Below are 13,469 nucleotides of genomic sequence, written 5' to 3'. Positions count from 1 at the left end.
ATTGTCCATCGCATGAGGGTGTGATATCGCTTGCGGAATGATTCTCCTGTTGATCTAGGTCTGGCTTGTAGGAGCGGCGAGGCACGTCAAATATGCGTGGATGTACGTGGATTCTGATCGGTATTGCTTTGCCTCGGTAACTGATGGATAGCTGGACGCTGACGACTTGTTCGGATCCGCAGATGGAACATGATCTTTGCTGCGGGTTGGTGTGTGGATCAGTAAAAACCCGCATAGAAGAGAGCTGTTTGCTGCGGGTTGGTGTGCGGTTTGACAGCAACCCGCATGGAGGAGAACCGCTGACTGCGGGTTGGTAGTACTACTCCGCTATTCCCGCAGTTATGCATGCTCTTCACTGCGGGTTCGCGCATAATGTGATGCAGACCCGCAGCGGGCTGACCGCTTCACTGCGGGTCTGCATCCAGCCTGTGCCGAATCGGCATCGAAGGATGGTTGTTGCTGGTACACATCACGCTCATCCGTATGATTCCACGTACGGTACGATCCGCACTTACGGTCATATCACCGCCGCTTCGGCACGCCTGCTTGCAGCAGCTTGTGCTCCAGCCGTTCGGGATGAGTGAGATCCTCGAATTCAAACCGTACGATCGTGGTCACGCCCTGAGCCTTGAGTTGGTTCTCTCGTTCTCGTTCGGCATGCACTCTGGCCTGAACGCTGCTGCGTGTCGTATCGTTCATGACGTACTTTTCCATGCCATCGAATTCACCCACGATGAGTATGCCTCCAGGCAGCTCCCACGTGAAATCCGCGCGTAACGGCGCGTTCGGATTCGATGGATTCATGAACGGCCGTTGCAGTCGAGGCACGATGAATCCCAGTTCGATGATCGTCGCGCGGGCGAATGATTCACCGCCGTTCTCGCTCAGCGGATCCGCGTATGCGCACAGTGCGACGACGTTGGCGCTGTCGATGCTGAGTGTCCGGCAGGATTCCGGAAGACCGTTCAGTGATACTCCTTTATGCGCCGCGGAATCGAACATCGGCAGTGTGTCGGTGAACGAATACATGGATGCGCAATCGATGAGTGCGCGATGGATGTCGGTGACGGGTATGCCGTTGGCTTGATAGCGTCGAATGTCGTGGACATGTATTCGGCGTATCGGAGCGTTCTTGCGATTCACGATCTTCGTGGCACTTGCGATATGAACCGTCAATTCTCGATGCAATGCATACGAATGCTCGATTCCATACGCACAGATGGCGGTCAGACCGGCGAAAGTCCATGCAGAGTGGATTTCGGAGAGTGTTCGTGCCACATGCAGATGTCGTTCTGGAGGACTTAGCGATTGCCAGTATTCCGGACGTGCGTACATGTTGCGATACGGGGTTACGAGGAGTTGTTGATGCGCTCGTAATCGTAGTGATTTCCGTTGGGATTCGTTGGCGCCGGCAGCGCAGCGTCGTGTCTGTTGTGCATTGTCGAGGAGGGTCTCGATGGCTGTGTTCGTTCTCATATGATCGACGCTATTGCGTGGGAACCAGCTTGACCAGGGGAATTGGCCAATGTGGTCGAATGTGGATTCGTGTTGATTCCGTTGAGGCGCAGTGGATTCGCTTATTGCCGCATCGGCAGTGGAAAGGGGCTGTCGTTGGGTTGGTGAGTAGGTTTGGTGTGGCGGATCCGTTGTGCGTGGGGCTGCAGACCTGCTCAACCAGACGCTACAGGTGGATTCGTTGCGTGAGGAGGAGGCTTTGCTGCGGGTTGATATCCGTATTGCAATGTATCCGCAGTGAGGAGCGATCTACACTGCGGGTTTTCTATGTTGCGTTGGTGGACCCGCACGGGGGACTGGTCCTTGCTGCGGGTTGATCGTGCGATTCTATTGCACCCGCAGTGAAGGTCACCTTTCACTGCGGGTTGGTTTTCAGTTGTGACAAACCCGCAATGAGTGCGTTGCTGTTACGGATTGTGTTGATTACTGATTGTGCTGGATTGGCAGAGGTCTCTGCCGGGGGTTTCGGCGCTTGCCGCAGATCCTGAGCGAGCTGCGCCATACTGCGGACCCGGATGCGCGGTGGACATGCGAAAACAGGGAATGTGATTCTTATCACAGGTATTGATTTTGCGAATGATTCTTGATATCGCGCGCGCGACTACGTAGTTTTTCTGGATAAATCAAGACTTGAGAATGATTTTTTCCTCGTCGTATCGTGCGAGTGTTCTTCACGGACCACGCCTGTCATACACAGTTGGATCAGTCGAGGCGATGGTCGTGGAACAGTGTTGGACTATCCCGCAGGATCGTCATGATCATTGCGGTCGACCGAGCCGACGGCGCAGGCCGTCGACTGAACCGACGCTTGGACCAGCGGCTGTGCCCAAACGGCATGCCGGTGGCCGAAACGAATAAACGAAAGTCGGTGACAGCCGACGACGGGTCGATGGTTGATGCATGCCGGGATCGTCTCGTCGGAACGCTGGCACCGATGCCCGCCTGACACGAACCGGTGACCCATAAGGGAGGCTCCGGAATAGACGTTGAGTCGTACACGCCAATCGAATTCGTTGGGGTTCATGGGATTCGTTCCGTGCCCTGATGAACGTGAACGACGTGTACGAAATGGAACGACGATCGCGTAACGCAGTCATGCGCCGATCGGGGTTCGCAGCGGGCGCTGGGGAATGAGACGAAAGGAACACCAGTGTTCTTCAACAACAGGAAACGGGCCGCTGCGCTCGCCTCCGTGGTCGCCGCGGCCACGATGGGTGCCGGTCTGATCGTGCCGGTGGCCTCTGCCGCCGACACCACCGCCAAGACCACCAGCGACGCCACGCTGAGCTGGAGCCTGAGCAAGATCGCCACCGGCGGCTCTTGGGTGGGCGGCTGCAACTTCATCTCCGCCGGCGAGGCCGGAGACACGGGCAAGGCGATGACCGCCTGGACCGCAGACAATCCGAAGCCCGGATTCCAGGCCGCCGACGGCAACGTGAGCATCAAGTACCCTGACGCCAAGGGCGACCTGACCGTCACCCCGACGTGGGACACCAAGTGCCTCACCGCCAGCGGTGCTACCGCCACGCCGTACTCCGGCGGCAATGGCTCCTCCACCGGTGCCACCGTCAACTTCAGCAAGGGCACCGGCACGATCGACACGACGGCCAACACCGCTGACATCACGTGGAAGGGCTCCTTCACCGTCGCGTTCTACGGTGGTATGACCTACTGGTTCGCCGCCGATCCGGAGCTGAAGGTGAACGCCGACGGCACCGCCACACTGACCGCCGACCTGTCCGGCTACGGCACCGATCGTGGCGGCAGCAGCTGGAGCAAGCTACCCGTCGCCGAGAACCAGACCATCGCCGAGCTGAAGAACGTGAAGGTGACCGACACCGGCTTCACCGTCACCCCCGAGTACAACTCCATCAAGACCACCGAGGCCCCGGACGGCGGATCCTGGCCGCAGGACTTCGTGACCTTCCAGGACAAGACCGGCCAGTCCTCCTACTGGTACAACAACGGCGCCTCCGATGCGAACGCCTCGGCCAAGGCCCCCACGCCGATCACCGTGGCCTACACCGCCAAGGCCGCCGAGGACCCGTCCAAGGTGGGCAACATCGGCACGCTGTCCGCGGATCCGACCACCATCGACCCGACCAAGGACCAGCAGATCACCGTCACCGGTAAGGGATACACCGGTTCCGGCGCCGCGTACGGCACGTACGTGGTGATCGCCGACAAGTCCGTATGGGAGCCGGGCAAGGTCCCGACCGACCAGGGTGCCTTCCTGGTGCAGAAGTGGGTACGTCCCGCCAACGATCCGAAGGACGGCTACTCCAACCTGGACAAGGACGGCAACTGGACCCAGGTGCTCGACATCCCCGCCAACACGCTCGACCCGAACAAGGAATACGTGGTCGGTACGTTCGCCGCGCACATGCTGTCCGTGACCAACCGCAACCTCGACCACGCAGTGGCCCTGACCCTCAAGGCCGCCGAGCCCGAGGCCACCGCCCCGGCCGCCCCCGCCAAGCCGACTGCCACCGTGGCCGGCTCCATGGCCGATCCGTACCAGGTGAAGGTGGAATGGAAGGCTCCGTCCGACGGTGGCTCCGCGATCACCGGCTACACCGTGACCCTCACCCCGTCCACCGGTGACCCGATCACCCAGGACGTTGCCGCCGACGCCACCTCCACCACCTTCGGCAAGCTCACCGCCCCGGCCGTGTCGTACACCGCCAGCGTGGTTGCCAAGAACGACAAGGGCTCCAGCGCCGCGTCCCCGGCCTCCGACGCCGTGACCCCGAACGCCGACCCGACTTCCACCCCGACCATCACCGTGACCCCGGTCTCCGACATCGACCCGACCAAGGACACCGATTTCACCGTCAAGGGCACCGGCTTCACCGGTGGTGCCGCCTACTACGGCGCCTACGCCGTGGTCGCCGACGCCGATGTGTGGACCGCCGGCAAGAACCCGACCAGCCCTCAGGACTTCCTCAAGGCCGCTTGGGTGAAGGCCGCCGACATCAAGGATGGCGAGTTCACCACCAAGGTGACGATTCCCGCCAACACCTTCCAGTACGGCAAGACCTACGTGGTGGGCACCACCGCCGCGCACGGACTGTCGCTGACCGACCGTCGTCTCGACACCGCCAAGACCATCTCGCTCAAGGCCCAGGCCCAGGCTCCGGCCGCCCCGGCCAAGCCCGCCGTCTCCGTGCCGGCCGCCGGCTCGGTGAAGGTCGACTGGAAGGCTCCGTCCGACGGTGGCTCTGCGATCACCGGTTACACCGTGACCCTCACCCCGTCCACCGGCGCTCCGATCGCCAAGGACGTGGCCGCCGACGCCACCACCGTCACCTTCGACGGCCTGACCGCCAAGGGCGTCTCCTACACCGCCACCGTCGTGGCGAAGAACGAGGCCGGCTCTTCGACCGCGTCCGAGAAGTCCGCCGCCGTGACCCCGACCGAGGCCACCAAGCCGTCCGCCCCGCGCAACGTGACCGCCAAGCAGGGTGCCGCCCACGAGCTGCTCGTCAGCTGGGAGAAGCCCGAGGACAACGGTGGCTCCGCGATCACCGGCTACACCGTGACCCTCACGCCGAAGGACGCCTCCGCGGCCAAGGTCAAGGCCTCCGCCCTGACCGCCGACGTGGACGCCGACACGTTCCAGCACACCTTCACCAAGCTGGACCCGGCCACTGAGTACACCGCATCCGTGACCGCCAAGAACGCCAAGGGCACCAGTGACGCCGCGCAGAGCGGCACCGCCGTGGCCCCCGCACCGATCGCGCCGAAGCTGACCTTCGCCAACGCCGATGGCAAGACCATCACCGAGCTCAAGCTCGACGTGGACGGCAAGGCAACCGTGAACGCCGTGATCGCCGGCGAGAACACCGACGACGTGACCGTCGCCTGGGAGTCCTCCGACGACGCCGTGGCCAAGGTGACCGCCGACAAGACCGGTGCCAAGGCGACCGTGAACGCGCTGAAGGTCGGCTCCGCCACCGTGACCATCAAGGCCACCATCGACGACGTCGCCGTGTCCGCCTCGCTGCCGGTGCACGTGTCCGCGCCGAACACCGGTGACAACGGTACCGACAACAACGGCAACACCAATAACGGCGATGCCGACAACAACGGCACCTCCGGCACCACGTCGAACGGCAACGGCAACACCTCGTCCACCACGACGAGCAATGGCAACGCTTCCGCCAACGCCACGAACGCCACCAAGAAGCCCGCCACGCTGAGCAAGACCGGTTCCGCCGTCCTCGGCGTGTTCGGTGCGGCCCTCGTGCTGGCCGCCGGCGCCGGCATCGCGCTCGCCGCCCGTCGCCGCATGAACCGCGACTGAGTCACGGTGACGATTGGGTGACGATTGATCGTCGGATGATTCGTGAGATCGTCGAGATCGCACCAATCATCCGACTGATCATCACACGTAACGATCCGGTTCTCCTCCCGTCATGACATCGGTCATGACACCCTTCGATGGGTGGAGGAGAGCCGGATCATATTTGCCGATTGCCTGACTCCACAACCTCAACCACCCCCACACACACAAACACCCACATACACACACAAACACTCACACACCCACAAGGATCACCCATGCACATCGGACATATGATCAGCGATTTCCGACGCGGCGCACGCACGCTGCTGACGTCGGCGCTCGTGGTCGCATGCCTGCTGTCCGTGGCGGGATGCGCCAACATCGGCACCATCAGCGAGGCCAGCCTCGAATCATGCATCGTGCCGGACGCCTCCACCGAACCGAACCCTCCGGAACTGCCCGACGTCACTGCGGCCAAACTGCAGAATCCGCGCACGATCGAAGGACCGACCACCGCCTACACCAAATCCGACCAGATCATCCCGATCAGCAACGCGCCATTCGAACAGCAGCAGCTGCCCGTGACCGTGAAAAGCTCCGACGGTCCCGAACAGACCGTTACCGACACGACCCGCATCCTGGCGCTCAACCAGAACGGTGGCCTCGCCGCCGCCGTGTATGCGCTCGGATTCGGGTACAACCTCGTCGGCAGGGACACCGCCACCGGCTCGTCCGGCATGGACAAGCTGCCCAAGGTGACCGCCAACGGCATGGATCTCAACGCCGAGGCGATCATGGCATTGTCGCCCACCGTCATCATCACCGACACCAGCATCGGACCGTACGACGTGCAGTTACAGTTGCGCCAGTCCGGCGTGCCCGTCGTGTTCGTGCCCATCGTCAGCGATCAGGGCATCAACGGCGTCGGCACGCAAATCCAGGCCGTGGCCGACGCGCTCGGCGTGAGCGAACTCGGCAAGCAGCTCGTCGAACGCACGAACAGCGAAATCAGCCAGACCATCGATACGATCGGCAAACGTTTCGTGCCGGCCGACGCCGACCACAAGCCACGCATCGTGTTCCTCTACGTCCGCGGCACGTCGATCTACTACTGGTTCGGCGAAGGCTCCGGCGCCGATTCGCTCATCCAGTCGATCGGCGCGGTGGACGTGGCCAAGGAAGTCGGATTCAACGGCATGGCCCCCACCAATGCCGAGGCGCTGATCAAGGCTGCACCGGATGTGATCCTCGCCATGACGCTCGGCGTGCAATCCGCAGGCGGCCTTGATTCCATGCTTGAGCTGCCCGGAATCAAGGAGACACCGGCCGGACAGCATCGGCGTGTGGTAGACATGAGCGACTACGAGATCATGAGTTTCGGACCGCAGACCGCGCAGGTGCTGGCCGCGCTCGCCACCGCCGTGTATGCGCCGGAACTGTCGTATCAGCCCGACCAGAAGCCCGAGGTCATCGAGAACCAGCTGCAGGGCGCGAATCAGAGTCAGCAGAGTCAGCAGAATTAGGAGCACGCACACATGACACGCACAACGAGTGCAGACGATACGGCACGTGCGGGCGACGCCAGTCCCAGTCCGCATGATCGTCCGGACCCCATCGTCGCCCAGCAATCTCAGCAAACCCGGACGTCTCAGCAAACCCAGACAACCCGCCAATCCCAGCGCGATCGCGAGGCCCGCATCCACGCCAACGCCGCCGATCTCGCCCTCGCCGCCAACGCCTCCCGAACCGGAATGGGCCGAACCGCCGCCACGTTCCTGATCATGGCCGTGGCGCTGCTGATCATGACCATCGTGTCGGCGTCGCTCGGCCAGCTCGTCATCCCGTTCGATCAGGTGATCGGATCGGTGCTCAACAAGATCGGCATCCACTGGCTCAATGGCCCCAGTCGTTCGTTCGGCAACGAGGCGCTGTGGAACGTACGATTCCCGCGCATCGCCATGGCCATCGTGGTGGGTGCCGCGCTCGGCGTGGCCGGTGCGGTGATGCAGGGCGTGTTCGGCAATCCGCTCGCCGAACCCGGCACGGTCGGCGTTTCGTCGGGTGCCGCGGTGGGTGCCAGCTGCTCGATTCTCATGGGCTGGACGTTCCTCGGCTCGTTCACCACGCCGTTCCTGGCGTTCGTCTGCGGTCTGGGCACCACGATGCTCGTCTACGTGCTCGCCCGTCGCGGCGGCCGTACCGAAGTCGTCACGCTCATCCTCACCGGTGTGGCGGTGAACGCCATCGCAGGGGCGCTCATAGCGTTCTTCACGTTCGCCGCGCCCACCAGTGCCCGCGATCAGATCGTGTTCTGGCAGATGGGTTCGTTCAACGGCAGCCGCTGGCAGCAGGTCGCGCTGGTGACGCCGCTGTGCGTGGTGGGCATGATCATCGTGCAGTGCATGGCCCGTCGTCTCGATCTGCTGTCGTTGGGCGAGAAGTCGGCCCGTCATCTTGGCGTGAACGTGGAACGCCTGCGGTTCGTCTGCATGATCGCGGTGGCCCTGCTGGTCTCGTCGGCGGTGGCGTTCTCCGGCATCATCTCGTTCGTCGGACTCGTGGTGCCGCATCTGCTGCGCATGATCATCGGTCCGCGGCATCGCGCACTGCTGCCGGCGTCCGCGCTGGGCGGCGCACTGCTGTTGACGATCGCCGATTTCGCCGCACGTACGACCATCGCCTTCGCCGATCTGCCGATCGGCATGCTCACGTCGCTGGTCGGCGGCCCGTTCTTCTTCTGGCTGCTGCGACGCAGCCGTTCCAAGTCGGGAGGTTGGGCATGATGACTTTGACACTGCCATGGCGCACCGATCATCTGGTGCCCGATATGCCCAAGCCGGGCGAATGCGTGCTGGGCCTGTCGAATGTGAGCGTGACCATCGGCGAGCGCCCGGTGCTGTCCAACATCGATCTTGACATTCGCGCCGGCGAACTGCTGGCGTTGGTGGGGCCGAATGGTGCCGGCAAGTCGACGTTGCTCAACGCGATCACCGGTGACATTCCGCTCGACGACGGTGACATCTCCCTGTTCGGCAAGCCGATCGACGCTTGGGATTCCACGGAATTGGCCATGCGTCGCGCGGTGCTGCTGCAGTCCGTGGATGTGACGTTCCCGTTTGATGTGCGCGACATCGTGCGTATGGGCCGATCCCCGTGGGAGGGCACCGCTCAGGAGATGCATGACGACGATATCGTCGACGATGCGATGGCCATGACCGAGGTCGAGCCGTTTGCCGACCGTGTGTACACGTCGCTGTCCGGCGGTGAGCGGGGACGTGCTGCGTTCTCCCGTGTGCTGGCGCAGACCGCGCCGATTCTGCTGCTGGATGAGCCGACCGCGGCCATGGATGTGAAGCATCAGGAGATGCTGATGCGCGTCGGGCGTGAGTATGCGGCCGCGGGATGTGCGGTGGTGGTGATCGTGCATGCGTTGGATGCGGCGGCCGCGTGGGCCGATCGTGTGGCGTTGCTGGAGCGTGGTCGTCTGCGTGCGTTGGGCACGCCGGAGGAGGTGCTGACGCCGGTGCTGCTGAGTGACGTGTATCAGTGCCGGATCGATGTGCTGCGTCATCCCGATGGTGGACTGATCATCGTGCCGTGGCGTCCGGTCGTGGACCGCAATGTTCATGGCAGGCATGGCATTGGTGTTGATACTGGCGTTGATGTTGATGCTGGCGTTGATGCTGGCGGTGGAACCGTGGAATCAGGGGGAGTGCAGTGAGCGACGAGTTGAGTAGAGTACATCGTTTCCGATCCGGGGTCGGTACTGATACGGCCACGTTTGGCATGGTACGACGTGCGGCGATGATTATGATGGCCGTGACTGCCGTGGTGATCGCGATCGTCACGTCGGTTGCACTGCCGTTGCCCGCACACGCGGCCGGCGCCAAGGTGTCGACGTCGGTGGAGGGCGGCACTTTGCATCCCGATTCGGCGACGACCGTTGATCTGTCCGGCAGCGGATTCCAGTCGGTGCAGGGCGGATTCGGCGGCATCTACGTGCTGTTCGGCTGGGTCAGCGATCCGAACGGGGATTCCTGGAAGCCGTCGAAGGGCGGGGTGACGGGGGAGACCTACCGGTACGTGCCGGATGACGAGAACAATCCGACCGGCTATGACGTCTTTGTCGCGTTCCCCGGCGATTCGACCGCGTCGGCCGCCAATGGCGGACAGCTCGCTGCGGATGGCACGTGGCATGCCAAGATCACCGTGCCCGGCGCGAAGTTCACCAGCGTGGACCGGTCGGGCAATCCGGTCGATGTCGATTGCACGGCCGTGCAGTGCGGCATCATCACGATCGGTGCGCATGGCGTGGCCAATTCGACGAACGAGACGTTCACGCCGATGACGTTCGCGACGGCGTCCGACCAGCAGTCGCAGAACGATCAGTCCGACGACGGCTCTACGGAATCCAACGATCAGAACGCCGATCAGACGCAGTCCGCCGATACGGCGAATGGTGACGCGAACGCCGATGCGAAGAACGGTACGGCAGACAATACATCGACCAATGATGCCGCCGCGGCAGACGACAGTGCGGCGAATGATAATGCGGCGACCACGGCTGCGGGAGCGACAACGGAGAGGAATGGCATGACCAACGTACCGACCTGGGGAATCGCCGGATGGCTGATCGTGGCGGCGGTGATCATTCTGGGGATTTCGATCATCGTGCTGGCTGCGGGAGTCGGCGGATATCTTGCGGCCAAGTCGCTGCTGCTCGGCATTTCGCCGGCGGCGTTGGACAGGGAGGCCGCGCGTCGCGAGCGCAAGGCCGCCAGCGTCCGCGCGCGCGAGGAGATCAGGACCGCCAAGCACCGTCGTCGACTGCATGAGCGGGTGTTGAAGGAGCAGGCGAAGGCCGACAAGGCACAGGCGATGGCCGAGGGGAATCCGTCTGATTTCGCGGTTCCGTCTCAGGGCGATTCGCCGGTGAACAGTACTGCGAATTCAGCTGTTGCACAGTCCGCCGGTACGCCATCCATATTCGTTCCCGGCGGCGGACTGCGTGGATTGCGTTCCACGGGATCCGATGTGCAGGAGACGCAGACGTTGCCCATCGTCGATAACTCCGGCGCCGACGACAAGACCGATTCGGCCGGATCCGAGCGGAAGGAATCATGATGAGTCTTGGAAAGACCATACTGAAGACCATCTGCGCGCTGTCCACGGTCACGGCGGTCTGCGCCGGATCGGTGGCGGCCATGGCACCCGCATTCGCCGCAACGGACGACGGGGATGGCACCACGACCGACACCACGGTGAGTGACGTCGTACTGGACTGGGGCGTGAACCCCGAAAGCGGCGGCGGCGCATACGCCGGCGGATGCAACGCGCTGTCCGCGGGCACGTCGGGCAACGCCGGCAGCGCCGGCATCTGGACCGCCGATTCGGTCGACACCGACGGCAAGCCGCTGTACCGTACGGTCGACGAGGACGCGCACGCGCAGATCCTCAAACCCGATGCGAACGGCGATCTGCAGCAGGTATCAGGATTCGACGATCGATGCACGAACCGCAATGGCACCAGCATCAGCGGGCGGACCGGCGGACTCACGTTCACCCCGCAGGGCAAGACCGACGCCGAACCCACGTATTCGGAGAACGTCGTGCGACTGACCGGCGGCACCGGCACCGTCGACGCAAGCAAGGGCACCGCACACATCGAATGGAAGAGCGCGTCGTTCACCATCGTGTATTACGGCGGCATGACCTATTGGTCGATCGCCGATCCCGTGCTCGACATCAAGGACGGCAAGGGCACGCTCACCGGCACGGCCACCGGATACGGCGCCGATCGCAACGATCCGAGCAAGTGGGAGACGCTGGAGGCCACGACCATCCATCTGGCCGATTTCGCCACCGGAGTGAAGAACGGCGACGCCGAGCAGATCGTGTTCGGCGATGAGCGCATTGACGCCCAGCCCGATTATCTCGGTGTGAAGGCCGGTTCCGGACAGGTCGCCCAGACCGATGCGAACAAGGACTGGTGGGGATCGTTCCCCGAGTCGTGGGTAGCGTTCAACGAGCGTACCGGGCAGACGTCGTACTGGTACACCACCGATGGCAACGCCAACAGCATCCAGCCGCGCAAGGTCGCCTCGCCCATCAGCGTTGCGTGGGGAGACGCCGCGCCGAGCACACCGTCGAATCCCGGCGGCGGTGATAATGGCGGCAACGGCGGCAGCGGAGACAATGGAAACAATGGCGGTGACAATGGTTCCGGCGGCAATGGGAACAACAACGGCGGTTCCGGTGACAATGGTTCCGGCGGCGACAACGGCAGCGGAGACAACAATTCCGGAGGCGATACCGGCAACGGTGACTCCAACAACAGTGGCGGTGACTCCAACAACAACGGGAACAACAATAACAACAACGGCTCCGGCGATAATTCCAACGACAACACCGACGCCACCGTCACCTACTCGAACGTCACCCTCCGCTGGGGCATGAACGACGAGACGAACTCGGCGGCCTATTACGGGGACTGCAACTTCCTGTCGGCGGGCAAGGCGGCGAACACCGGCTCAGCCAAGGTCTGGACGCAGGATTTCTACAAGGCGGTGGACGGCAACGTCAGCATCGAAAAGCCGAACTCGGCCGGGCAGTGGGCGCGCGCATCATGGGACAGCAAATGTCTCACCCGCGACGGCGACAACGTCACCATGAGCAAGCGTGCGGACGGCCGATCGGTCAACACCGAATCGCAGGTGGTGATCGCCAACGGTTCCGGCAGCATGGCCGCGGACGGTTCCGTCGAGATCTCGTGGAAAGGTTCGTGGACGGTCGCCTATTACGGCGGCATGACCTACTGGAGCGTGACCGACCCCAAGCTCACACTTGACGCCAACGGCAACGGCGCACTTACCGCCACGGCCTCCGGCTACGGATCGTCCATGACCGATTCAAGCAAGTGGGTCACGCTGTCTCCCCGGACGATTCACGTGGCCGACATCAGAAACGTGAACCTCCAGCAGGCGCAGTCGGCGCACGGTTTCACCGTCACCCCGGAATATCTTGGCGTCGCGGTGACGGCGAGCGGCGACCACGGCGGTCAGGCGGCCAAGGACGACACCAACGCGTCATACTGGGGCTCGTTCCCGCAGTCGTTCGTCGACTTCCAGCTGGAGACAGGCCAGTCCGCCTACTGGTACACGGCCGGCGGCGCTCGCGATTTCGCCAAGGTCACGCTGCCGATGTCCGTGCAGTTCGACGCATCATACAAGGTCGACGTTCCGGCTGATTCACCGGTGGCGGCGTCGGCCGCGGGTGCCGGTGCGGCCGTCGCGGGATCGACCGGATCCACGGGTGGTACGACTGCGAACAGGTCCTCGACCTCGTCCGGAACGAACGCCACAGGCTCCAAGAGCTCGTCGGCGAAGAAGACCACCGCCGCGCAGCAGAACACGGGTTCGGCGGACGACAACACTGCGGATGACGGCACGGGTCGTTCCGCGTCTCCCGGCGCGAACGGCAACGGCGTCACATCGGCGGCCGACGCCGGCCCGTTGATCGAGGACAATGCGCGGACCATCGCCGCCGGATCGGCCGGTGTCGCCGCAGCGACCGCATTGCCATTGGGATGCGGATGGTTCATCCGACGTCGGCTGGGACTCGATCCCTCCGCAGCGCTCGATCGGCTCCTCGCCGGCAGATAGAGCGT

General features: G+C 63.3%; 7 protein-coding genes. 6 read left to right on the top strand and 1 reads right to left on the bottom strand.

Annotated features, from left to right (window positions below; all coding sequences use genetic code 11):
* Positions 1-522: 522 nt before the first annotated feature.
* Positions 523-1,143, bottom strand: a complete 621-nt coding sequence (locus tag EP30_RS06010; RefSeq protein WP_140556976.1) for a hypothetical protein — start codon at positions 1,141-1,143, stop codon at positions 523-525.
* Between the two features lie 1,522 nt (positions 1,144-2,665).
* Between EP30_RS06010 and EP30_RS06005 the strand changes: the two genes are divergently transcribed.
* The 6 genes from EP30_RS06005 (at position 2,666) to EP30_RS05980 (ending at position 13,464) form a co-directional block, all read left to right on the top strand.
* Positions 2,666-5,821 (top strand): fibronectin type III domain-containing protein, encoded by a 3,156-nt coding sequence (locus EP30_RS06005; RefSeq protein WP_140556973.1) that lies wholly within the window; start codon positions 2,666-2,668, stop codon positions 5,819-5,821.
* Positions 5,822-6,078: 257 nt separating this feature from the next.
* Positions 6,079-7,326, top strand: a complete 1,248-nt coding sequence (locus EP30_RS06000) for a hemin ABC transporter substrate-binding protein (RefSeq protein WP_219846796.1) — start codon at positions 6,079-6,081, stop codon at positions 7,324-7,326.
* Between the two features lie 12 nt (positions 7,327-7,338).
* Positions 7,339-8,586, top strand: coding sequence for an iron ABC transporter permease (locus tag EP30_RS05995; RefSeq protein WP_181160818.1), 1,248 nt, complete (start codon positions 7,339-7,341; stop codon positions 8,584-8,586).
* Positions 8,583-9,524, top strand: coding sequence for a heme ABC transporter ATP-binding protein (locus EP30_RS05990; protein WP_219846795.1), 942 nt, complete (start codon positions 8,583-8,585; stop codon positions 9,522-9,524). Before EP30_RS05995 ends, EP30_RS05990 begins: the two co-directional genes overlap by 4 nt.
* 89 nt (positions 9,525-9,613) lie before the next feature.
* On the top strand, positions 9,614-10,927 hold the full coding sequence (locus EP30_RS05985; RefSeq protein WP_140556971.1) for a hypothetical protein: 1,314 nt from the start codon (positions 9,614-9,616) through the stop codon (positions 10,925-10,927).
* A complete protein-coding gene (locus EP30_RS05980; RefSeq protein WP_140556968.1) occupies positions 10,924-13,464 on the top strand; it encodes a hypothetical protein in 2,541 nt (846 codons plus the stop codon). The genes EP30_RS05985 and EP30_RS05980 overlap by 4 nt, the downstream gene beginning before the upstream one ends.
* Positions 13,465-13,469: the final 5 nt, after the last annotated feature.

Origin of the sequence: Bifidobacterium sp. UTCIF-39 (assembly GCF_006408715.1) — a bacterium.
Lineage (GTDB): Bacteria > Actinomycetota > Actinomycetes > Actinomycetales > Bifidobacteriaceae > Galliscardovia > Galliscardovia tissieri.
Note: the sequence above shows the minus strand (reverse complement) of the source record. Positions and strands in the feature narration are given on the sequence as shown.